This window comes from Janthinobacterium sp. JF4 (genome assembly GCF_059617925.1).
This window is the reverse complement of record NZ_JCAQAV010000012.1, coordinates 56389-78114: the sequence shown is the minus strand read 5'-3', so window position 1 is coordinate 78114 and position 21726 is coordinate 56389. Positions and strand designations below refer to the sequence as shown.

20 protein-coding genes are annotated in these 21726 nt (G+C 62.9%); 12 read left to right on the top strand and 8 right to left on the bottom strand.

Annotated elements, in window-relative coordinates; all coding sequences use genetic code 11:
- The first annotated feature begins 147 nt into the window (after positions 1-147).
- The 9 genes from AC54AF_RS12185 to AC54AF_RS12145 all read left to right on the top strand — a co-directional run bounded on the left by AC54AF_RS12185 (position 148) and on the right by AC54AF_RS12145 (position 8416).
- Positions 148-1560 carry a HAMP domain-containing sensor histidine kinase gene (locus AC54AF_RS12185; RefSeq protein ID WP_496636747.1) on the top strand — a complete coding sequence of 471 codons (1413 nt, stop codon included), beginning with the start codon at positions 148-150 and terminating at the stop codon, positions 1558-1560.
- The gene (locus tag AC54AF_RS12180) at positions 1557-2102 is read left to right on the top strand and encodes a hypothetical protein (RefSeq protein ID WP_496636746.1); all 546 of its coding nucleotides are present in this window, start codon (positions 1557-1559) and stop codon (positions 2100-2102) included. The genes AC54AF_RS12185 and AC54AF_RS12180 overlap by 4 nt, the downstream gene beginning before the upstream one ends.
- Positions 2099-3466 (top strand): sigma 54-interacting transcriptional regulator, encoded by a 1368-nt coding sequence (locus tag AC54AF_RS12175; RefSeq protein ID WP_496636745.1) that lies wholly within the window; start codon positions 2099-2101, stop codon positions 3464-3466. Before AC54AF_RS12180 ends, AC54AF_RS12175 begins: the two co-directional genes overlap by 4 nt.
- A 277-nt stretch (positions 3467-3743) precedes the next feature.
- Complete coding sequence (locus tag AC54AF_RS12170; RefSeq protein WP_070223276.1) at positions 3744-4106, top strand: BON domain-containing protein; 363 nt, start codon at positions 3744-3746, stop codon at positions 4104-4106.
- A gap of 207 nt (positions 4107-4313) precedes the next feature.
- Positions 4314-5327 carry a bile acid:sodium symporter family protein gene (locus AC54AF_RS12165; protein ID WP_496636744.1) on the top strand — a complete coding sequence of 338 codons (1014 nt, stop codon included), beginning with the start codon at positions 4314-4316 and terminating at the stop codon, positions 5325-5327.
- Between the two features lie 107 nt (positions 5328-5434).
- Positions 5435-6202, top strand: coding sequence for a molybdate ABC transporter substrate-binding protein (gene modA / locus AC54AF_RS12160; protein WP_496636743.1), 768 nt, complete (start codon positions 5435-5437; stop codon positions 6200-6202).
- Between the two features lie 15 nt (positions 6203-6217).
- Positions 6218-6889 (top strand): molybdate ABC transporter permease subunit, encoded by a 672-nt coding sequence (gene modB, locus AC54AF_RS12155; RefSeq protein ID WP_496636742.1) that lies wholly within the window; start codon positions 6218-6220, stop codon positions 6887-6889.
- A gap of 8 nt (positions 6890-6897) precedes the next feature.
- A complete protein-coding gene (locus AC54AF_RS12150) occupies positions 6898-7608 on the top strand; it encodes a sulfate/molybdate ABC transporter ATP-binding protein (RefSeq protein ID WP_496636779.1) in 711 nt (236 codons plus the stop codon).
- A gap of 40 nt (positions 7609-7648) precedes the next feature.
- Positions 7649-8416: a TOBE domain-containing protein gene (locus AC54AF_RS12145; RefSeq protein WP_496636778.1), complete on the top strand. Its 768-nt coding sequence runs from the start codon at positions 7649-7651 to the stop codon at positions 8414-8416.
- Between the two features lie 67 nt (positions 8417-8483).
- Here AC54AF_RS12145 and AC54AF_RS12140 read toward each other — a convergent pair whose 3' ends face one another.
- A complete protein-coding gene (locus AC54AF_RS12140) occupies positions 8484-11558 on the bottom strand; it encodes a response regulator (protein ID WP_496636741.1) in 3075 nt (1024 codons plus the stop codon).
- 239 nt (positions 11559-11797) lie between these two features.
- On the opposite strand from AC54AF_RS12140, the gene fnr reads away from it, so the two are divergent.
- Positions 11798-12556, top strand: coding sequence for a fumarate/nitrate reduction transcriptional regulator Fnr (gene fnr, locus AC54AF_RS12135; protein ID WP_046681780.1), 759 nt, complete (start codon positions 11798-11800; stop codon positions 12554-12556).
- Positions 12557-12559: 3 nt separating this feature from the next.
- Here the strand turns inward: fnr and AC54AF_RS12130 are convergent, their stop codons facing one another.
- The 6 genes from AC54AF_RS12130 to ccoN are packed head-to-tail and all read right to left on the bottom strand — an operon-like array spanning position 12560 to position 17698.
- Positions 12560-13084 (bottom strand): FixH family protein, encoded by a 525-nt coding sequence (locus tag AC54AF_RS12130; protein ID WP_131686932.1) that lies wholly within the window; start codon positions 13082-13084, stop codon positions 12560-12562.
- A gap of 54 nt (positions 13085-13138) precedes the next feature.
- On the bottom strand, positions 13139-14521 hold the full coding sequence (ccoG, locus tag AC54AF_RS12125) for a cytochrome c oxidase accessory protein CcoG (RefSeq protein ID WP_496636740.1): 1383 nt from the start codon (positions 14519-14521) through the stop codon (positions 13139-13141).
- Between the two features lie 4 nt (positions 14522-14525).
- Positions 14526-15446: a cytochrome-c oxidase, cbb3-type subunit III gene (ccoP, locus tag AC54AF_RS12120; RefSeq protein WP_131686934.1), complete on the bottom strand. Its 921-nt coding sequence runs from the start codon at positions 15444-15446 to the stop codon at positions 14526-14528.
- Complete coding sequence (locus AC54AF_RS12115; RefSeq protein WP_131686935.1) at positions 15439-15639, bottom strand: CcoQ/FixQ family Cbb3-type cytochrome c oxidase assembly chaperone; 201 nt, start codon at positions 15637-15639, stop codon at positions 15439-15441. Before AC54AF_RS12115 ends, ccoP begins: the two co-directional genes overlap by 8 nt.
- Before the next feature lies 1 nt (position 15640).
- Positions 15641-16255, bottom strand: a complete 615-nt coding sequence (gene ccoO, locus AC54AF_RS12110; protein WP_436476138.1) for a cytochrome-c oxidase, cbb3-type subunit II — start codon at positions 16253-16255, stop codon at positions 15641-15643.
- A gap of 15 nt (positions 16256-16270) precedes the next feature.
- Positions 16271-17698 (bottom strand): cytochrome-c oxidase, cbb3-type subunit I, encoded by a 1428-nt coding sequence (gene ccoN, locus AC54AF_RS12105; protein WP_096232804.1) that lies wholly within the window; start codon positions 17696-17698, stop codon positions 16271-16273.
- Positions 17699-17995: 297 nt separating this feature from the next.
- Here ccoN and AC54AF_RS12100 point away from each other — a divergent pair, with 297 nt between their 5' ends.
- Together AC54AF_RS12100 and AC54AF_RS12095 are read left to right on the top strand one after the other, a co-directional pair.
- Positions 17996-20083 carry a T6SS effector phospholipase Tle3 domain-containing protein gene (locus tag AC54AF_RS12100; protein WP_496636739.1) on the top strand — a complete coding sequence of 696 codons (2088 nt, stop codon included), beginning with the start codon at positions 17996-17998 and terminating at the stop codon, positions 20081-20083.
- 134 nt (positions 20084-20217) lie between these two features.
- Positions 20218-21552 carry a hypothetical protein gene (locus AC54AF_RS12095; protein ID WP_496636738.1) on the top strand — a complete coding sequence of 445 codons (1335 nt, stop codon included), beginning with the start codon at positions 20218-20220 and terminating at the stop codon, positions 21550-21552.
- Here AC54AF_RS12095 and ccoS read toward each other — a convergent pair.
- The gene (gene ccoS, locus AC54AF_RS12090) at positions 21540-21725 is read right to left on the bottom strand and encodes a cbb3-type cytochrome oxidase assembly protein CcoS (RefSeq protein WP_131686938.1); all 186 of its coding nucleotides are present in this window, start codon (positions 21723-21725) and stop codon (positions 21540-21542) included. The genes AC54AF_RS12095 and ccoS overlap by 13 nt on opposite strands.
- Between the last annotated feature and the right edge of the window lies 1 nt (position 21726).

Genomic DNA, 21726 nt, shown 5'->3' with positions numbered 1-21726 from the left:
TTCGTGTGCCGCCGCCGGGGCCTTGCTGGCGGCCGGAAAAGCGACATTCTTGCAAAATAGATCATATTTCGGTGGCTGGCGTCTCCGAATGCACGCTTAGCGTACCATGCGCCTTTTGCTCTCCAGACTGAACCGAAGGCGCCTACCTTGTCCCGACTTTCCTTTCGCCAACTGTTATTTGCCGCCTTCATTTTGACGACGGGCATTTTGACGGCTACCTCCGTGCAAGCCCTGCTGACCCTGGAACACCTGGCGCGGCTGGGGCGCGAGACGGCGGCGCAGGCGATTGCCCTGACGGAACAGTCGCAGCGCCTGTCCGAGCGCACCCTGGCCATGGAGCGCAGCGCGCGCCAATTCCTCGTGCTCGATGATCCCGTGTTCCGCGAGCGCTACGCGGCGGCCCGCGACGAAGCGACGGCGGCGCTGCAAGTGCTGAACCGCGCCACGCCCGAGTTCGCCCCCCAGTTGGCCGACGAATGGACGGTGCAGGCGCAAGCGGCGTGGGAAGTCTTGCAAGCAGGTAAGCGCCGCAAGCGCGATGGCCACGCCGTCGTGTACCGCGCGTTCGCCCGCATGACGCAGATCAATGACAGCCTGGCGCGCGAAAGCAAGACGGAAATCGGCAGCCGCAACGACGCCCTGCTGGCCGAGCTGGAACGCCAGCGCCGCGTGCTGGGCGTGCTGGTGGGCGGCGCCGTGCTGCTGGCGGCCGTGCTGGCCACCTGCTTCGGCTTCTTGTTGTCGCGCCCGCTGCGCCGCATCGAGACGGCCATCGGGCGACTGGGCGAGAAGCGCTACGACCAGCCCATCGTCGTCGGCGGCCCGGCCGACACGCGCCGCCTGGGCCAGCAGCTAGACTGGCTGCGCCAGCGCCTGGCGGACCTCGATGCCGACAAGGAACGTTTTCTGCGCCACATTTCGCATGAGCTGAAAACGCCGCTGGCGGCCCTGCGCGAAGGCGTGGCCTTGCTGGAAGACGAGGTGGCGGGCAAGCTCAGCGATGGCCAGCGCGAAATCGCCGGCATCCTGCAGCAAAACACGGCGTCCCTGCAAACCCAGATCGAAGACTTGCTGCGCTACAATACCGCCGCTTTTGATGCCCAGCACCTGGCGCACAGCAAGGTCGATTTGCTGGTCTTGCTGCAAGATGTGGTGGCCGGGCAGCGCCTGCAATGGCTGGCGCGCCGTCTGACGGTCGAGGTGCAGGGCGCATCGCTGATCGTGCAGGCCGACCGCGACAAGCTGGCCACAGCCTTGGCGAATCTGCTGTCGAATGCCGTGCGCTTCAGCCCGGAAGGCGGCACCGTGCGTTTCACCCTGTCTTGCGATGGTGGTCGCGTGCGCATCGACTGCATCGACGAGGGGGCCGGCGTGGCGCCCGAGGATGCCGCGCGTATTTTTGAACCGTTTTACCAGGGAGTGCGCCAGGCTGCCGGCGCGCGCAACGGCAATGGCATCGGCCTGTCCATCGTGCGCGAATATATCGCCGCCCACGATGGCAGCGTCACTCTTTTACCGCGCCCCGCCGGCGCGCATTTTCGGATAGAACTGCCCTTATGATGACGAGAACTTCCCTGGCCGCCATGGCCGCCTGCGCGCTGCTGTTGGGCGCTTGCGCCGCCAAGCCCCCCCCCACCCAGACGCCCGTGCTGGTGCAAACGCCGCCGCGCGTCGTGGTGGTGGCTGATCCCCAGCTGACCGAACTGCTGGCGTATCAAACTGCCTTGCGCTTGATGACGCCGTCGGAACTGGTGAAGGCGCAGCTGGATCTGGCGAAAGCCGACCATGCGCCGCACAACACCCTACGCCGCGCCATGCTGCAAGCGACCGTGCGCGGCCCCGGCGACCTCGCCCGCGCGCAAGCCTTGCTGGAACCCTTGCTGACGGCCACGGGCAAGGACGCGCAACTGCTGGCGCCGCTGGCACAATTGCTGGCCAGCCAGTATGCGGAACTGCGCCGCCAGGAAGAGGGCATCGACAAGCTCAACACGCAGCTGCGCGACGCCCAGCGCCGCATCGACTTGCTCAATGAAAAACTCGAGGCGCTGAAAAACATCGAACGCAGCCTGTCCGTGCGCCCTGCCGCGGGAGCGCCGAAATGAGCGAGCACGCCCACATCTTGTTGGTCGACGACGATCCCGACCTGCTGCGCCTGCTGACCATCCGTTTGAAGGCGGGCAATTATCGCGTGACGGCCGTGGGCAGCGCGGAAGCGGCGCTGGCGCGCCTGGCCGTGGAATTGCCGGCCCTGGTCATTACCGACGTGCAATTGCCGGGCCGCGACGGCCTGGCCCTGTTCGATGAAATCCGCCGCCAGCATGCGGCCCTGCCCGTCATCTTGCTGACGGCCCACGGCACCATCCCCGACGCCGTCGACGCGACGGCGCGCGGCGCGTTTGCGTATCTGACGAAACCGTTCGATGGCAAGCTGCTCATGGAAAAAGTGGCGTATGCCATCAACTTGTCCACCGTCATGCCGGCGCCAGCATCCGGCGACGAGAGCTGGCGTGCCGAGCTGATCAGCCGCAGTGCGCAGATGGCCGAGCTGCTGGCCGAAGCCAAGCTGGTGGCGGGATCGGACGCCAGCATTTTGATCCGCGGCCCCAGCGGCACGGGCAAGGAATTGCTGGCGCGCGCCCTGCACAACGCCAGCCGCCGCGCCAAGGCGCCGTTCATCGCCGTCAACTGCGGCGCCATTCCCGAGCAGCTGCTGGAATCGGAACTGTTCGGCCACGTCAAAGGCGCGTTTACGGGGGCCGTCGGCAACCGTGAAGGGTTATTTCAGGCGGCCGATGGCGGCACCCTGTTTTTGGATGAGATCGGCGACATGCCGCTGCCGCTGCAGGTGAAACTGCTGCGCGTGCTGCAGGAGCGCGCCGTGCGCCCCGTGGGCGCCGACCAGACGCGTCCGGTGGACGTGCGGCTCCTGTCGGCCACGCACCGCGACCTCGACGTGGCGATGGCGGAAGGCCAGTTCCGCGAGGACCTGTATTACCGCCTCAACGTGGTGACCTTGACCTTGCCGCCGCTGGCCGAGCGCCGCGAAGACATTTCTCTGCTGGCGAACCATTTCCTGCAGAAACTGGCGGCCAAGTATCAAAAACCGCTGAACGGCTTCGCTCCCGATGCCTTGACGGCCCTGGTGGCCGCGCCATGGCCCGGCAATGTGCGTCAGCTGGTCAATGTGGTCGAGCAAGTGTGCGCGCTGGCCACGGCGCCGCTGGTGCCCTTGTCCCTGGTGCAGCGGGCCTTGCGCGTGCCATCGCTGGAAGCGCTCAGCTATAACGAAGCCAAGCAGCGCTTCGAGCGCGACTATTTGATTCAATTGCTGCGCCTGACGGACGGCAACGTGGCCGACGCGGCCCGCCTGGCCGACCGCAACCGCACGGAGTTCTACCGCTTATTGCAGAAATACGAGTTGACACCGGCCCTGTTTCGCACGGATGGCGACCCTGTCGCTGATTAGCGACAAAAATAAAGTTTTAATAATCAATGGCTTACTGGTGAATATTGATTGTCTTGCCACAAGCTGTCGTCGTCTGGCGACAAAAAGCCCTGTTTTTCCGTCCAGATCCGGCGGAAACGCGCTGAAAAAATCGGGTTTGCATGTAAGTCGTTGATTTTGAATGTGATTTAAAAGCTGGCACGGCGCTTGCTGTATGGGTAGATGTGACGCTTCAAAGTGTTGCTGTTTATTGCTATAGCCAAGTAAGAAGCTTTTAACTTCATTGAGAGGAACTACCATGCAAACATCGAAACTGTTCAATACCCTGGTCGCCGCTATCGTACTGTCGGGCGCCTCGATCACCGCTTCGCATGCAGCTGACTCCGCCCCAAAAGCACAAGCTCCTGCTAACACTGTCGTGGCCGCCAACGCCGCCGCTGCCGTCCCTGATGAAACCATCACGTCCTCGGCCAAGGCCGCCCTGAGCGCCGATGCGCAAGCCGCTGCCCTGCCAGTCAAGGTAGCAACCCAGCAAGGTGTCGTCGTCCTGTCGGGCGACGTGCCGAGCGCCGAAGCGGGTGACCGCGTCGTGCAGATCGTCGCTTCCGTGAGCGGCGTGAAAGAAATCAAGAACGAGCTGAAAGTCAAAGCCGCCGGTTAATTCCTCGCGCTGTACTTTACTCCGGGTTGCCCTGTCCGCGGACAGGGCATTTTTTTGTCCGCACGGTTTTACCGGGCCAGCCATGCCGATGCCGCCAGGCAAGGAGTCGGACAATACAGGTAGAATGGCCAGCACTGGCGCCGCTCGCGGCGCTGTTTGTCATCCCCGGCACAGTGTTGCAAGGCTGCGCCACTACCAGGTTACCGCATGTCTTCCTTTTCCCCCGCCGCCCTGTTGCGCAATCTGCAACCCGACAACTTCACCATTGCCCTGCTCGTCACCGTGGCGCTGGCCAGTTTCCTGCCTTGTACGGGTACGACGGCCGTGGTCTTCGGACATATCACCACCGTCGCCATCGGCGCCCTGTTCTTCCTGCATGGCGCCAAACTGTCGCGTGAAGCCGTGGTGGCCGGAGTCATGCACTGGCGCCTGCACCTGCTGGTGCTGGCCAGTACCTTTGTCCTGTTTCCCCTGCTGGGCCTGGCCCTGCGTCCGCTGGCGCTGACCTTCCTCACGCCCGAGTTGTACGTGGGCATTTTGTTCCTGTGCGCCTTGCCATCGACCGTGCAGTCGTCGATCGCCTTGACGGCCATGGCGCGCGGCAATGTGCCTGCCGCCATCTGCAGCGCCTCGGCCTCGAATTTCATCGGCATCTTCCTCGCGCCGATTCTCGTCGGCTTGCTGGTGGCGAAAGGCGGAGCAAGCAAGTCGTCGATGGACGCCGTGCTGTCCATCGTCATGCAGTTGCTGCTGCCCTTCCTGGCCGGCCAGTTCCTGCGCCGCTGGATCGGCCGCTGGGTCGACCGCCATAAAGCCACCCTGAAATATGTCGACCAGGGTTCGATCCTGCTGGTGGTCTACACGGCCTTCAGCGAAGCCGTCAGCGAGGGCCTGTGGCATACGATTTCGGTGGAAACCCTGGTGGCCCTGGGCCTGTTCAGCCTCTTGCTGCTGGCACTGGTGCTGGGCTTGATGACCTTCATCAGCCGCCGCCTGGGTTTTAGCAAGGAAGATGAAATCGCCATCGTTTTCTGCGGCTCGAAGAAAAGCCTGGCCAGCGGTGTGCCCATGGCCAAGGTGCTGTTTGCCACCCACTCGCTGGGCATGGTGATCTTGCCGCTGATGCTGTTCCACCAGATCCAGCTGATGATCTGCGCCGTGATCGCGCAACGCTATGCGCGGCGCAAGGATGACCTGGACAGCGAGAAAGTGGCCGCTTAAGGCTGTCCTTGAAGCAAGTTCAGCTGTCTTGACTTGCGCCATGGCAGAACGCTATATATGGGTGTATATTACGCTCCTTGTCACCGTTCACTTACAAGGATACGATCATGCGCCTCACCTCTCTCGCCCGCCTGCTTGGCGCCGCCCTGCTGGCCACCGCCGCCACCGCCGCCACCTCCGCCGTTGCCGGCGAAGTGGTGGTGTCGGCTGCGGCCAGCCTGACGAATGCGTTCAAGGATGCGGCGCAAGGCTATGAGGCGCAATATCCGGGCAGCAAGGTGTCCTTGAACTTTGCCGCCTCGGGCGTGCTGCTGCAGCAGATCGTCAAGGGCGCGCCCGTGGACGTGTTTGCCTCGGCCGACCAGGAAACCATGGATGCGGCGCAAAAGCAGGGCCTCGTCTTGCCGGCCGACCGCATGGATTTCGTCGGCAACAGCCTGGTGCTGATCGTGCCGCACGATAGCAAGCTGGGCATCAAGGCTTTGGCCGACCTGACGCACAAGGGCGTGACCCGCGTGGCCATCGCCAACCCGGCCAGCGTGCCCGTCGGCCGTTACTCCGAAGGCGCGCTGAAGAAGGCCAAGCTGTGGGACGCCGTGCAAGCCAAGGCCATCGGCACGCAGAACGTGCGCCAGTCGCTCGACTACGTGGCGCGCGGCGAAGTCGATGCGGGCTTCGTCTACGCCACCGACGCGGCCATCATGAAAGACAAGGTCAACGTGGTGCTGGAGGTGCCATTGGACGCGCCCGTGCTGTACCCGATCGCCACCATCAAGGGCAGCGGCAATGCGGCCGAAGCGAAGCGCTTCGTCAGCTACCTGCAGACGGCGCCGGCGCAAGCCATCCTCGCCAAATACGGCTTTAAAAAACCATAACGCAACCGCGCCCGCATGGATATCGCCTGGACCGCGCTGGCCCTGTCGCTCAAAGTGGCGGCATGGGCCACGGCGCTCAATTTGCTGCTCGGCATCGGTACGGGCTATCTGCTGGCGCGCACGCGTTTTCCCGGGCGCGAGCTGCTCGACGCCCTGTTGACCCTGCCGATGGTGATGCCGCCCACCGTGCTCGGCTATTACTTGCTGGTGCTGCTGGGCCGGCGCGGCCCCCTGGGCATCTGGCTGCAGGATAACTTCGGCATCAACCTCATCTTTACCTGGCAGGGCGCCGTGATCGCTTCCACGGTGGTCGCCTTTCCCCTCGTCTTCAAGCCGGCGCGCGCCGCCTTCGAGGCCGTCGACGGCCAGCTGGAGCAGGCGGCCCGCGTGCTGGGCATCTCGGAAATGGCGATTTTCTTCCGCGTCACCTTGCCGCTGGCCTGGCGCGGCATTCTCGCTGGCGTGCTGCTGGGCTTTGTGCGCGCGCTGGGCGAGTTCGGCGCCACCCTGATGGTGGCCGGCAGCATCCCCGGCAAGACGCAGACCCTGTCGGTGGCCGTGTATGAAGCCGTGCAGGCGGGCCAGGACGACGTGGCCAATACGCTGGTCCTGATTATCTCCCTTGTCTGCATCGTGGTGCTGCTGGCGGCTGGCCGCCTGGCGCCCGGGCGCATCGCGCACAAATGAGGCCTATGATGGCACCTATGCAACTCGACCTCGACATCCGCGCCACCTTGCGCTCCGGCAAACGCCGTTTCGACCTGCAGGTGCAATGCACGTCAGGCAGCCAGCGCATCGCCATGTATGGCCCGTCCGGCGCCGGCAAGAGCATGACCCTGAAAGCCATTGCCGGCCTCTTCACGCCTGACGCGGGCCATATCCGCCTGAACGGCCGTACCCTGTTCGATGCCGCCGCCGGCATCAACCTGCCGCCGCAGCAGCGCAACGTCGCCTATCTGTTCCAGGATTACGCCCTGTTCCCGCACCTGACGGTGCGCCAGAACGTGGGTTTTGGCCTGAGCCGCGGCTGGTTCAACCCGCGCGCGCGCGAAAAATTGCAGAAGGTCGAGCATTGGCTGGACGCGTTTCACTTGCAGGAACTGGCGCACCAGTTCCCCGACGAGTTGTCCGGTGGCCAGCGCCAAAGGGTGGCGCTGGCGAGGGCGCTCGTGGCCGAGCCGGCCGCGCTGCTGCTCGACGAGCCGTTTGCCGCCCTCGATCCGGCCCTGCGTGTCAAAATGCGGCTGGAACTGAGCCAGTGGCAGCAACGCCTGGACGTGCCCATGATCCTGATCACACATGATCCGGAAGATGCGCGCATCCTGGGCGAGCATGTGCTGTACTTGCGCGACGGAAAGATCGATAACAGGGAAGAACACATGGCATTGGGTGAACGCATTGGATAAATCAGCGGCAGCGGAAATCGGCCTGCAAGGCTCGGTATGGATGACGGTGGGCGGAGAGCACCTGGGTGGCGCCGGCAGGGTGGAATTGCTGGGCGCCATCGCCGAATGCGGCTCCATCACGCAGGCGGCCAAGCTTGTGAAGATGAGCTACAAGGCGGCCTGGGACGCCATCGACGCCATGAACAACCTGGCCGGCGAGCCGCTGGTCGAGCGCCTGACGGGCGGCAAGGGCGGCGGCGGCACGCGCCTGACGCCACGGGGGCGCCAACTGGTCGACAATTTCCGCATCATCGAGCGCGAGCATGCCCGCTACCTGCGCCAGCTGGGCAGCCAGGCCGAAGGCATCGCCGACGATTTGTTACTCATACGGAGAATGGCCATGAAAACTACGGCGCGCAATCAATTCCTCGGCAAGGTGGCCGAACTGAAACAGGGCGCCGTCAACGACGAAGTCACGCTGGCATTGCCCGGCGGCCAGCACATCGTCGCCATCGTCACGCAGGGCAGCAGCGCCAGCCTGGGCCTGGTGCCAGGCGCGGAAGCGTTCGCGCTGATCAAGGCCTCGTCCATCATCCTCGTGACGGACAGCGAAGGGGCGCGCTTTTCCGCGCGCAACCAGTTGACCGGCAGCGTGACGCGCGTGCAGACGGGCGCCGTCAACACGGAAGTGGTGCTGGACTTGCCACGCGGCGGCACGATCGCCGCCATCATCACCAACCAGAGCTGCACCGAGCTGGGCATCGAGCCAGGCAGCAAGGTGACGGCGATGTTCAAGGCATCCAGCGTGATTCTGGGCGTGCCGGCGTAAACGGCGACGCTGAGCGAAGTTCCGGGGTCAGGCCCGGCGGGTCTGACCCCGGCTTTACGTTGCAGGCCTAATCCTTCAACCGCGACAACCAGTCGGACGCCGCCGCCAGCGCCTGCTCCAGTTCCTGCGCCGTGTGCGCCAGCAGCGCCGGCACCTCGTCCAGGCGGTCCGCATCGATGGCTTCCTCGGTAGCAAACGCGGCGCGGATCAGGCGTTTCGTGCCCAGGGTGCCCACGGAGCCGCGCACGCTGTGCAGGATGCGCGCCACGTCGCTGTGGCGGCCTGCCTGCAACGCCGTTTCGGCGTCGCGCACGGGCGTCATGCCCTTGTTCAGCGCGTCTTCCACCATGCGCCGCAGCACGCCGCGTCCCTTCGCGTCGCGTCCCATCACGCGCATCAGCGGCGCCATGGAAAACACTTCTTCATCGGCGACGCGTGCCGGCCCGGCCGTCTGCACTTGCGGGCGCTTGGGCAGGTGGCGCAGGATGACTTCCATCATCTCCTCCACCACCACGGGCTTGGCGATGAAATCGTTGATGCCGGCCGTCATGCAGCGCTCGCGCTCGGACGCCAGCACGCCTGCCGTCATGGCGATCACGGGCAGGCTCAAACGCAGTTCCGTGCGGATGATGTGGGTGGCGCTGAAACCGTCCATGACGGGCATCTGCATGTCCATCAGCACGATGTCATAGCGCAGCGCTTCCGTGCGCAGCCGCTCCACGGCTTGCAAACCGTCGCCCACCACGTCCAGGGTGGCGCCCATGTGTTCGAGGATGCCGCGCGCCACGGCCTGGTTCAAATGATTGTCTTCCACCAGCAGGAAATGCACGCCGGCCAGTTCCGTGCCCAGCGGCTGGTGCAGGATGCGCTGTTCGCCGCCGTCGTGCTTGGCGATCAGCGCCTGGTGCAGGGCATCGAACAGGCTCGACCCCGTGATCGGCTTCATCAGCACGACGTCGGCTTCGGCCGCGCTGGAAATTTCCTCGAGGTGGTTGCGGGCAAAGGCGTTGACCATCACCACGATGGGCTGGCGCTGGCCGCTGGCCGCCTGGCGGATGGCCTTGGCCGTGGCCAGGCCGTCCATGACGGGCATGTGCCAGTCGGCCAGCACCACGTCGTACGGCTGCTGCTGCGCCAGGCGTTCGCGGTACAGCTCGATGGCGGCAAAGCCGGAGTCCACTTCGTCGGCCAGCCAGCCCCACGCCTCGATCAGCTTGACGATCAGTTCGCGCGTGGTGCGGTTGTCGTCGGCTACCAGCAGGCGCAGCTGGCCCAGGGCCGGCGTGCGCCGCGTTTCGGCCGGCTGCGCCAGCATGTCGAACGGCACGCTGAACCAGAAGCGGCTGCCCTTGCCTTCGCTGCTGGCGACGGCGATGTCGCCGCCCATCATGTGGATCAGCTGCTTGCTGATGGCCAGGCCCAGGCCCGTGCCGCCAAAGCGCCGCGTGATGCTCTGGTCGCCCTGTGAAAACGCGGCGAACAGCTGCTGTTGCTGTAGCTCCGTCATGCCGATGCCCGTGTCGCGCACTTCGAAGCGCAGCCAGGCGCGGCCGTTTTCGCTCTCGGCCAGGCTGACGGCCACCACCACTTCGCCGCTCTCGGTGAACTTGATGGCGTTGCCGGCCAGGTTGACGAGGATTTGCTGCAGGCGCTGGGCGTCGCCCACGAGGCGCCGCGGCACGTCGGGCTCGACGGCGATGGCCAGTTCCAGCTCCTTTTCGCCCGCATTCATCGTCATCGTCGTGGCCAGGGTATTCATGACTTCGTCGAGGTCGAATTCGACGGGCGACAATTCCATGCGGCGCGCCTCGATCTTCGAATAGTCGAGCACGTCGTTGAGGATGCCCAGCAGCGACTGGCCCGCCACGCGCACCATGGTCAGATACTTGCGCTGTTCCGTATCGAGCTTGGTATTACCCAGCAAATACACCATGCCCAGCACGGCATTGAGGGGCGTGCGGATTTCATGGCTCATGTTGGCCACGAAATCGCTCTTCGCGCGGTTGGCCGCCTCGGCCCGGTCGCGCTCCTGCTCCAGCTCCGCCGCGCGCGATTCGAGTTCCTGTTGCAGGCGGTCGCGTTCGCCCATCAGGCCGTTGAACGCTTCCGTCAGTTCGCCGATCTCGTCGCGCTGCTGCACCGGCACGGGGGTGAAACGGCTGCCGCTGGTGCGCAGGGCCAGCAGGGTGTCGCGCAGGCGCACCAGCGGCGACAGCAGGCGCACGGTGACCCAGCCCAGAACGGCAGCGGCCAGCAGCGAGGCGAGGACGCTCCACAGCACCAATCGGTACAGCACGCCGTCGAAGGGTTCGAAGGCATCCTCGAGGGGCAGCGAGGCGGCCAGCAGCCAGTTCACCGATTTCAGTCGCTTGAAGCTGTTGACGGCCGTGATGCCGCGGCTGTTGGTGCTGACCATGCTGCCTTCGCCATCGTCCTTCAGCAGCTGCGTGGTGGTCAGGTTGGCGTTCGGCGCGCGCGGCTGCAGCAGGCGGCTGGTGTCCGGATGCAGCACGTAGCGCGGCACGGCGCTGCGCGTGACGATGAAGTAATAGCCGCTCTTGCCGATCTTTTCCGAGCGCAGGCGGCCCAGCAGGTTATCCTTGTACAGGCGCAGCACGCCAATCACCACGCCCACCACCTGGCCGTCGGCGCCGAGCACGGGCGCCACCATCTGCACGATGGGCATGCCGCTCGCCTTGCCCAGCATCGGTTCGGTGATCATGGGCTGGCGCGTGCGCAGCACGGTCTGGAAGTACTCGCGCTCGGCGACGTTGATGCCGATGCGCCCGGCCACTTGGGGCATGTCGGCCACGATGGCGCCATGCGCATCGAGCACCAGCACGTCATCGAACAGCACCAGCATGGAACGGCGCGAATAATATTCGCGCAATTGGACGGGCTGGCCTATCAATGCGGGCGGCTGCTGCTTGGCCGTCAGGGCGACGACTTGCAGCAGCATGCCCAGCTTATCGTCGAGCTCGGCAGCGGTGCGCGCGATCAGGGACGACTGCTGGCTCAGCAGTACCCGGGTGAAGTCGTCGCGCATGCGCTGCACCTGGATCATGGTGACCAGCGCGATCATGGCGATCGAGGTCAGGCTGGTGGCCAGCGCGACTTTTGCTTTAATGCCGAGAGGCTTCATGATTTCCTTTTCAGTACCGGGCGGCACAGGCGGCAGATAATGCTGTCAGGAATTTTCCTATCAATACATCAACTTGGCAAGCGGCGCCGCGCAAATGGCCCTCTCCGCATGGGCTTTTGACGATGTTGCCATATAATTAAAGTCGGAACGTCGTTTATTCAGCGGAATTGCAGTGAAATTGGCACATGGCAACCCTGTATGCAGTAAACTTGTTATTGCATTTTCTAAAAGGTACCGACATGACTGAAGCGCTACTCACTCCCACCTTGCCCACCGTGAACGTGGAGGCGTTGCGTGCGCGATGCTCGACCTGCAGCATGCATCAATTGTGTCTGCCGATGGGCCTCGATGTGGGCGACATGGACAGGCTGGACCAGATTATCGGCCGCCGCCGCAAGATCGTGCGCGGCGCCTCGCTGTTCCGCATCGGCGACTCGTTCCAGAACCTGTACGCGATCCGCCTGGGCCACTTCAAGACGTACCAGATCAATCCGGGCGGCGAGGAGCAGGTGACGGGTTTCCAGATGGCGGGTGAGCTGCTGGGCATGGATGCCATCAGCGCCGACCGCCACCACTGCAATGCGGTGGCGCTGGAAGACAGCGAAGTATGTGAAATCCCGTTTTCCAGCCTGGAACAATTGCTGGGCAATATGCCGACCCTGCTGCGCCATTTCCACCGCATGATGAGCCAGGAAATCACGCGCGAGCAAAGCGTCATGCTGTTGCTGGGCAATATGCAGGCGACGCAGCGGTTTGCCGCCTTCATCGTCAACCTGGCGTCGCGCTATGAAGCGCGCGGCTATTCGAGCAGCAAATTCCAGCTGCGCATGTCGCGTGAGGAAATCGGCAACTACCTGGGCCTGACTATCGAGAGCGTCAGCCGGTTATTGTCCAAATTCAAGAAGGAAGGCTGGCTGCGCGTCTCCAACCGAGAGATCGAGATCCTGCAGCCGGCAAAACTGAAGGCCATCACGGCCGGCACGGACGTCTGCAAGTAAGACTTACAGTTCTTCATCCGCATGCAGCGCGATGCTGCGCTGCAGCGGCCAGGTCCAGATGCCGGACAGGCGCCACTCGCGTTTGTCGTTTTCCACCAGCACTTGCCAGCGGCTGCGCTCGAGCATCGGCAGCGCCACGGTAAAATTGCCGGCCGCATCGGGCTGCACCAGCAGCTTGATATCCTTTTCCGGCAGCGTCGCATGCGCCAGGTGCAGCTGCAACGGCGCCTGATAGGCCTTGCCGAAGCTGTGCACGGAACCGGTCAGGCGCGCTGACGCCACATCGTAGGACAAGCTCGTGTCCATCGCCAGGTCGCTGGCGACCGTGTCGCGCCGCAGGTCCTGGTTGATCGCCTTGCCCTGCTTGTAGTAATCGCCCACCACCAGCGCATCGGGCTGCGTAAACGCGATATAGCCCATGAAGCTGCCGACGACCACGGACAGGCCGGGACCGATCATCAGCAGCCAAGGCCAGCGATGCTTGTACCAGGGATCGGCGGGCGGTTGCAGTTTCAGACTGTCAGACATGGTATTTCTCCTGTGTAAACGGCCAATCCCCATGCGGGGACTGGCCTTCCTGCATTAGCGCGGCACGATGAATACCGCGCTTTCACGCACATGCAGCGACGGGTCGTCCAGCGAGTGCAATTCGATCGCAATCTTGTTCGAGCCCTTCTCGCCGACGCCGTGCGGCGCGCGCAGGCGGATCGGCCAGCCCAGCGTTTCCGTCGGCTGCAAGGTCACTTCTTCGCGTGTCAGCAAGGTCAGGCCCGGCAAGCCGGAAGCGCTGATTTTAAAATGCTGGGTTTGCTCCGAGGTGTTCATGATCTGCAGGCGGTAGACGTTTTCGATCATGCCCTCTTCCACTTCGCGTCCCATCGAACCGCGGTCGCGGATCACGTCCATTTTCAGGGGCGTGCGCAGGGCCAGCGAAGTACATACGGCGATGATGATCAGAGCCAGGATGGACGTGTAGATCAGCACGCGCGGGCGCATGGCGCGCTGGCGGATCTGCTTCGAATTGAAGTTGTTTTCCATCGCATGGTCGGTACTGTAGCGTATCAGGCCACGCGGCCGCTCGACCTTGTCCATCACGCTGTTGCAGGCATCGACGCAAGCGGCGCAGCCGATGCACTCATACTGCAGGCCTTTGCGGATATCGATACCGGTCGGACATACCTGCACGCACAGGGTGCAATCGATGCAATCGCCCAGCTTGTCGTTGTTGCCGGCCTTCTTGCTCATGGCGCCACGTGGTTCGCCGCGCTTGGTATCGTAGGTGATGATCAGGGTGTCCTGGTCGAACATGGCGCTCTGGAAGCGTGCGTAGGGGCACATGTATTTGCACACCTGCTCGCGCAGCCAGCCCGCGTTGCCGTAGGTTGCCAGGCTGTAGAACAAGACCCAGAACCATTCCCAGGGACCGAAATTGAGGGTGGTCACCGAGTGCGCCAGTTCCTTGATCGGCGTGAAGTAGCCGACAAAGGTAAAGCCCGTCCACAGGGCGATGGCGCCCCATGCCAGGTGCTTGGCCGTCTTCTTGAATGCCTTGCGCACGGAGGGGCCCTGCTTGTCGAGGGCCATGCGCGCGCTGCGCGTGCCCTCGATGCGGCGTTCGACCCACAGGAAAATTTCCGTGTATACCGTTTGCGGGCAAGAGAACCCGCACCACACCCGCCCGGCAATGGCCGTGACGAGGAACAACAAATACGCACAGATGATCAGCAGGGCCGCCAGATAGATGAAATCCTGGGGCCACAGCACGACGCCGAAAATGTAGAACTTGCGCGTGGTCAAATCGAACAGCAGGGCTTGCCTGCCATTCCAGGTCAACCACGGCAAGCCGTAGAACGCCAGCTGGGTAAGCCAGACGCATACCCATCGCCAGGTAGCGTAGCGTCCTTTGGCCTCGCGAGGGTAGATCTGCTCGCGGGCCGCATACATCTTGATGACTTGAGGTTCCATTACGTCATTTCACGGGCGTCTGAGGATTCGACAGGCCCCAGACATACGCCGACAGCACGTGCACCTTGGACTCGCCGAGGAAATCGCTGAAGGCCGGCATGGTGTTGCTGCGTCCCTTGCGTACGGTTTCCATGATGGTATCGGCGCTGCCGCCGTACAGCCAGATCTTGTCCGTCAGGTTCGGTGCACCCAGCATCTGGTTGCCCTTGGCATCGGCGCCGTGACAGGCCATGCAGGCGCCAAACTTGGCCTTGCCCAGCACCGACTTGACGGGATCCGAGGTCGAACCGGACAGGCTCAGCACATAATGGGCCACGTTCTCGACATCCTTTTCGGAGCCCAGGGCGGCGCCCATCGGTGGCATCTGCCCATTGCGGCCGTGCAGGATGGTGGTCTTGATGATGTCGGGTTCGCCGCCATACAGCCAGTCCTTGTCCGTCAGGTTGGGGAAGCCCTTGTTGCCGCGCGCATCCGAACCGTGGCATTGCGCGCAGTAGGTCAGGAACAGACGCTGGCCGATGGCTTGCGCCTGCGGATCGGCGGCCACCGTCTTCAAGTCCTGGCTCAGGTACTTGTTGAACAGGGGACCGTAGTCGGCTTCCGCCTTCTTCAGCTCTTCCTCGTACTGGCCCGTCGATTTCCAGCCCAGGCTGCCGGCATAGGTGCCCAGGCCCGGGTACAGGAACAGGTACGCCAGGGCGAAGACGATGGTGATGTAGAACAACCACATCCACCAGCGCGGCATCGGCGTGTTGAGTTCCTTCAAGTCCTCGTCCCAGACGTGGCCCGTGGTGCCATCGGCAGGGGCGCCGGCGACCACTTTGATTTTCGACTGCGAGTACAGCAGCACGCCGCAGCCGATGATGCCCAGCAGGGACAGCACGATGATGTAGATATTCCAGAAGCCATTGGTAAAATCAGCCATGGTTGCGCTCCCCTTGTGCTGGCGCGGCATCGGCCGCGTAGTCGAGCGCTTCGTCGTCGAACGGCAGGCGCGCCGCCGCGTCGAAGTCGCTATTGCTGCGGCTGAAAGTCCACCACAGGATGCCGATGAACGTCGTAAAGGAAACCACCGTCATGACGCTGCTGGCGCTGTCAAACAGGTTTTCGATTGCCATGCTAATTCCTTGTTTTGATTAATGTACCGAGGCCTTGCAGATAGGCGACCAGGGCGTCTTCTTCCGTCTTGTCCTGCAGCTGGGCCGGCGCGGCGGCGATTTCCGCATCGCTGTACGGATCGCCGAGGCGTTTCAGAGCGCGCATCTTCGGCATGATCTCGTCAGGCACCAGCTTGGTCTTCGCCAGCCATGGGTAGGCCGGCATGTTCGACTCGGGCACCACGTCGCGCGGGTTGTTCAAGTGCGTGCGGTGCCATTCGTCGCTGTAGCGCGCGCCCACGCGGGCCAGGTCCGGCCCCGTGCGCTTGGAACCCCACTGGAACGGACGGTCGTAGACGAACTCGCCAGCGACCGAATAGTGGCCGTAGCGTTCCGTTTCCGCGCGCAGCGGACGCACCATCTGCGAGTGGCAGTTGTAGCAGCCTTCGCGCACGTAAATGTCGCGGCCAGCCAGGCGCAGCGGCGAGTACGGCTTCAGGCCGGCGACCGGCTCCGTCGTGCTCTTCTGGAAGAACAGGGGGACGATCTCGACGGCGCCGCCGATACTGATCACTACCGTGACCAGGGCGATCAGCAGCCAGGGGTTTCTCTCAATCCATGCATGTGAAAATTTCATTTGCTTTCGCTCCTATCAGGCGTGCGCCGCGTTCAGTTCCGGAATGCGGGCGACGGGGAGTTTGCTGCCGCGCAAGGTCATCCAGGTGTTGTAGCCCATGATGCACATACCCGACAGGTACAGCAGGCCACCGGCCACGCGCACCACGTAGTACGGATACGTCGCTTTCACGCTCTCGACAAAGGTGTAGGTCAGGGTGCCGTCCGGATTGACCGCGCGCCACATCAGGCCCTGCATCACGCCGGCGATCCACATTGCGGCGATGTACAGCACGATGCCGATGGTGGCCACCCAGAAGTGCACGTCGACCAGGCGCGTGCTGTGCATCTGCGTGCGGCCCGCCAGGCGCGGCAGCAGGTAGTAGATCGAACCCATGGTGATGAAGCCCACCCAGCCCAGGGCGCCCGCATGCACGTGGGCAACGGTCCAGTCGGTGTAGTGCGACAGCGAGTTGATGGTCTTGATCGACATCATCGGACCTTCGAAGGTGGCGATGCCATAGAACGACAGCGAGACGATCATGAATTTCAGGATCGGGTCGGTGCGCAGCTTGTGCCAGGCGCCCGACAGGGTCATGATGCCGTTGATCATGCCGCCCCAGCTTGGCGCCAGCAGGACCAGCGAGAAGACCATGCCGATCGATTGCGTCCAGTCAGGCAAGGCCGTGTAGTGCAGGTGATGCGGGCCGGCCCACATGTAGGTGAAGATCAGTGCCCAGAAGTGGACGATCGACAGGCGGTACGAGTACACGGGGCGCTCGGCCTGTTTCGGGATGAAGTAGTAGACCATGCCCAGGTAGCCGGCGGTCAGGATGAAACCCACCGCGTTATGGCCGTACCACCACTGGATCATCGCGTCCTGCACGCCGCTGTAGGCGGAGTAGGATTTGGTGGCCGAAGCGGGGCTGACGGCACCGTTGACCACGTGCAAGATCGTCACGGCCAGGATGTAGGCGCCGAAGAACCAGTTGGCCACGTAGATATGCTTGACCTTGCGCTTGATCAGCGTGCCGAAGAAGACGATCGCGTAGGCGATCCAGACGACGGCGATGAGGATGGTGATGGGCCATTCCAGCTCGGCGTATTCCTTGCCGCGCGTCATGCCCATCGGCAGCGTGACCACCGCTGCCAGAATCACTGCTTGCCAGCCCCAGAAGGTGAAGGCGGCCAGCTTGTCGGAAAACAGGCGTACCTGGCAGGTGCGTTGCACCACGTAGTACGAGGTGGCGAACAGGCCGCAGATGCCGAAGGCGAAAATCACCGCATTCGTGTGCAGCGGACGCAAGCGTCCGTATGTCAGCCAAGGTATGTCGAGGTTCAGGGCAGGCCAGGCCAGCTGAGCGGCGATGATAACGCCAACCAGCATGCCGATGATGCCCCATACCACAGTAGCGACCGCGAATTGCTTCACGATCTTGTAGTTATAGTTCAGCGATTGATCCACAAAGACTCTCCCTGGAATTACTATTTATGATGGTGGCCAGAGAGTAAGTGTTTGACCGCGAAAAAACTTTGATGTGGATCAAAATTCCCCGGATGAAATAAGCGTAGCGAACTGGCATCGAAATAAAGTGATATTTCGGTCAAAAAAGCCATGCAAGATCCCTGCAAGCGCTGGCTTGATGTAGCTTAAAACATGTAGATTAGCAACGGTTTACAGTGGACAGTCCAGTCATGATGAGGGCTAGCCATGAGTCATGCCGATAGCGCGCCAGCGGATGGTGAAGATATTAAGTTGGTTGTGGGAAAGCTCAACGGAACGTCCCTGTTCAGCTACAGCCTGCTCGACTGCCTGCAGCAAATGCCGTCGCCGGGCATCGTCATCTTCGTGCATGGCGTCAATTCCGACGGCGAGTGGTACAGCGCGGCCGAAGCAGGCCTGTGCGCCGGCCTGAACACGCGCATGAAGCGCTGCGACGAGCACCTATGCCACGCCACGCCCGAGGCCGGACAATTGACGCCGCTGCGCTACCGGAGCGAGTTGAGCGATGACGGCTATGTCGATCCCGACTATACGGCCAGCACCTTCATCGGGCCGCAAGCGCACTTCTCGCCCGTGATCCAGTTCCGCTGGGGCTACAAGGCCAGCGACAAGGAGTTGCAGGCGTATGGCGATTCGGTCTACCTGAACGAACACGCTTACTGGGGCGGCGGCCCGTTCGCGAATGGCTGCTCCTCGCTGCCGGATCTGTGGGGTGAGGGCTTGTCGGACGCCCTCTTCCTGTTCATCCATATCGAGCATCTCAATCCCGTCAACGACCGCATCGTGTATGCCTGCCCACCGCGCCCCTACTTCGTGCTGGCGGCTTTGCGCCTGGCGCATCTGGTAGCGGCCATCCGCCAGCGGCAGGCCGATGTGCCGATCACGCTGGTTTGTCACAGCCAGGGCAATATGGTGGGCATGGCGGCGGCGTTTCTGGGCAACAAGATGGCTGACGTGAAAGATGCGGCAGGCAAAAGCGGCCGTTGCGTGGCCGATACTTATGTTTTATGTAATCCTCCGTACAGCCTGTTGCGCAGAAACGACACGGAAGGCTGGCTGCAGGGGCAAGTCAGGGATGTCGATGGCAATGTGGGCCGGCAAAGCGGCAAGGCGCGCCGCCAGACCCTGGCGGCATTTTTCGACATCGTGCGCGGCCAGGCGTCGGAACCGGCCATCGATCCCTGCCTGCGCCGCATGGCGGACAACGAGACACATGATTTCAGCCTGGACAAAGACAAGGCCAGCCATGGCTGCGGCCCGCAGAAAGGCACGCGCGGTCGCGTCACCCTGTATTGCAATCCGCACGACCAGGTGATTTCCGCCACGCCCATCCAGGGCATCGGCTGGCTAGGTCTCAGCGCCGAACAGATCAAGGCCACGCGTGGCGACGGCGTGTTTACCCAGCGCGTCTTCGCGCAGGGCTTTCCCGTTGGCCAGCACGGCGATTATGATTATTGGCGCAATCACTATCGCCAGCCCGCGCGGGGCAGCGCCGATTTCTGGCATCCTCATTCGCCGATCTCCAAATACGATCCAGACAAGGGCGTGCGGGCCAGCAGCAGCGCGGCGGGCAAGGCGGCGAGCGTGCGCACGGCCGCCGCCATGTCGGCCCTCATGAAGATGCTGAAGACCCCCATCAATGCCGTGCCGCCCGATGACTGGCGCATCCCCGTGACGGCGCCCGCCTTGCCGGAAGTGTTTACACCGCAGTCCATGCGCTTTGGCCACCCCAGCCCTCAATTCGACCAGGATATCGAGTCGCCCGGCACGCACCGCCATGCGGGCAAGGCACGTCAGAAAGGCGAGCCGTATGCCGATACAAGCGTGGGCGGCACGCCGCAGGGCGACCGCGATACCGAGGCGGCACTGCGCTACGAAGACCATGCCCGCCTGCGCATGAAGGCCCGCCGCGAGAAGCTCGACGGCAATGACGGCAAGGCGATGATGGAAGACGACCTGTCCACCGCCACGCCGGAATACTTGGAATGGCGCAAGCAGGAAATCCAGGGGCAACTGGCGGCCACCTGCGACACGCATGCGACCGACCACTCCACCATCCTGACCAATCCCCGGCACGCGGAAAAGGCGCTGGCGTATGACGTGGCGATTGGGGTGTGTCATATCGGTGAGGAGGCGATGCGGGAATTGAGAGTGATTGCGGATTGGCGATTGTTGAAGGAGCTGGAAAAAAGGGGTAATCCAAACAGAATTTTTCTTGAATATTTCAAGCTTGGTTTGTTTAAGAAAAAGCCGTTATTGGAGTGGGTTAAAAGTGATGGCAGCACAGGGCGCATGCCTTCTGAAATTGTGGATGAGCGCATGTACAAGCGTCCGGAGACATCCTGATGCGCAACTTGATTGCTACCTTACCGCGCAGGCTGGGCTGGAGCATGCTGGTATTTGCGCTCGGCTTTGGGATCGCACTCTGGTCAGTCTTACAAACCGTGCAAGTCGATGTTCCTCTTGAAGAAGGATTGCTGATGAAACGACTATTGTTGATGCCGGCATTGCTGGCGCTTGCCGTGCTTTTTCTGACCTCGGCCTGCGCCAGCAAGGTGCCCGTCGCGGCACCAGTTGCCGCCGTCGCACCCGCTGCGCCAGAATCGCTGTACATGGCGCAGGTGGTCGGTGTGCAATGGCTCAATCCCCTGCAGCGGCGCGACTATCCGACCGAGTGGCAATTGCTGTGGACACTGGGCCTGGCCAAGCCGAACAAGGACGATAGCAAAGTGAAAGAGAATCCTTTGCGTTTTGGCAAGGTGCAATCGATCGGCATGATTGCTTCTGGCAACAAGGGGCGGGAAACATTCAATGGATATCATGAAAAGTATGTGGAGGAATTGATCTATCTTTTCCGGGATATCTACTTTTCCAACAAAGAATATTTTTACAACGCGCACTCACTAACTGACAAATCCACGCGCCGCGAACTGGCGGGCATTCACGTCGAATATGCCTTGCCGGCTGGACGCCTTGATCCAGACGAGGCGGGAAAATATATCGTTGAAACGATTACCGATGCCTTCAGCATCGGCAACCCCTCTTTCCCCGATTCCTGGACCACGGCCACGCCGCCCGACGTGCGCGTCACCATGGGCGGCGCCAATGCGGGCTTTACGTCACTGGCGGCGGGGCTGGCTTATCTGCAGGCCAACCCCGACAAGACCGTGTGGGTGATGAACTGGGATGCGCCCAGCTATCCGCCCAAGGATGAGCAGATCAATGAAAACATGGTCTTGCTGGTGCTGGCCGGCCCGAGCTACAAGACGGAGCGTGCACCGCTGGCCTGGCTGGGTTTTCCCGCCACGCGCAAGGTCGCCGATTTCACCGCCGACAAGGGACAGTTCCCGCGCGCCGTGCAGGCCTGGAGCGCTGCCATCGACGCTGCGGCCCGGAACGCGCAATTGAACGACGACGCCATCGGCTACGTCGTCCACGATGCGGGCAGCACCTATCCGGTCTCGTCAGAACGGCTCGGCCCGCTGGCGCAAAGCCTGACGCAGCAATTGCCCGACTTCGATTTCAACCGGCAGACCTTCAACATGCCGGCGCTGCTGGGCGAGACGGGCGCGGGCACGGCGCTGACGAACGTGGCGCTGGCCATCGCTTATGCCAACCATGTGGGCCGGCCCGTGCTGGTGGCGGGCAGCAGCGACAGCGAGAGCGTGACTGCCGTGGTGGCGCCGCCGGCCGTGGTGCGGCCCATCGACCACGAACAGCCGTGGTTCCGCGCGCGCGGCGGCAATACCGTGTTTTTACCGTGGTGGGGCCGGCGCTTCGATGCGCGGCCGGGGTCGCAAGGCTATTCGCGTTGAGTGGCCGGAGGGGCTGCCGTTTCGGGCGGCGGCGTATCGTCGTCCTGCAGCACGCGCAGGCCCGGTCCGACGAGGTCGTCGAACTGGCCGCTGTCCGAGGCCGTGAAATACACCCACAGGGCGATGAAGACGACCACGACGCTTAAGGGGATGAGGAGGTACAGTGCTTCCATG

Excerpts from the sequence above, each read along its gene's own strand:
- ccoO (WP_436476138.1), bottom strand. The coding sequence starts at position 16,255 with ATGAAATTTTCACATGCATGGATTGAGAGAAACCCCTGGCTGCTGATC.
- AC54AF_RS12140 (WP_496636741.1), bottom strand. The coding sequence starts at position 11,558 with ATGAAGCCTCTCGGCATTAAAGCAAAAGTCGCGCTGGCCACCAGCCTG.
- ccoP (WP_131686934.1), bottom strand. The coding sequence starts at position 15,446 with ATGGCTGATTTTACCAATGGCTTCTGGAATATCTACATCATCGTGCTG.
- AC54AF_RS12165 (WP_496636744.1), top strand. The coding sequence starts at position 4,314 with ATGTCTTCCTTTTCCCCCGCCGCCCTGTTGCGCAATCTGCAACCCGAC.
- ccoG (WP_496636740.1), bottom strand. The coding sequence starts at position 14,521 with ATGGAACCTCAAGTCATCAAGATGTATGCGGCCCGCGAGCAGATCTAC.
- modA (WP_496636743.1), top strand. The coding sequence starts at position 5,435 with ATGCGCCTCACCTCTCTCGCCCGCCTGCTTGGCGCCGCCCTGCTGGCC.
- AC54AF_RS12150 (WP_496636779.1), top strand. The coding sequence starts at position 6,898 with ATGGCACCTATGCAACTCGACCTCGACATCCGCGCCACCTTGCGCTCC.
- AC54AF_RS12180 (WP_496636746.1), top strand. The coding sequence starts at position 1,557 with ATGATGACGAGAACTTCCCTGGCCGCCATGGCCGCCTGCGCGCTGCTG.
- AC54AF_RS12145 (WP_496636778.1), top strand. The coding sequence starts at position 7,649 with ATGACGGTGGGCGGAGAGCACCTGGGTGGCGCCGGCAGGGTGGAATTG.
- ccoS (WP_131686938.1), bottom strand. The coding sequence starts at position 21,725 with ATGGAAGCACTGTACCTCCTCATCCCCTTAAGCGTCGTGGTCGTCTTC.
- AC54AF_RS12130 (WP_131686932.1), bottom strand. The coding sequence starts at position 13,084 with ATGTCTGACAGTCTGAAACTGCAACCGCCCGCCGATCCCTGGTACAAG.
- AC54AF_RS12095 (WP_496636738.1), top strand. The coding sequence starts at position 20,218 with ATGAAACGACTATTGTTGATGCCGGCATTGCTGGCGCTTGCCGTGCTT.
- AC54AF_RS12115 (WP_131686935.1), bottom strand. The coding sequence starts at position 15,639 with ATGGCAATCGAAAACCTGTTTGACAGCGCCAGCAGCGTCATGACGGTG.
- AC54AF_RS12175 (WP_496636745.1), top strand. The coding sequence starts at position 2,099 with ATGAGCGAGCACGCCCACATCTTGTTGGTCGACGACGATCCCGACCTG.
- modB (WP_496636742.1), top strand. The coding sequence starts at position 6,218 with ATGGATATCGCCTGGACCGCGCTGGCCCTGTCGCTCAAAGTGGCGGCA.
- AC54AF_RS12170 (WP_070223276.1), top strand. The coding sequence starts at position 3,744 with ATGCAAACATCGAAACTGTTCAATACCCTGGTCGCCGCTATCGTACTG.
- fnr (WP_046681780.1), top strand. The coding sequence starts at position 11,798 with ATGACTGAAGCGCTACTCACTCCCACCTTGCCCACCGTGAACGTGGAG.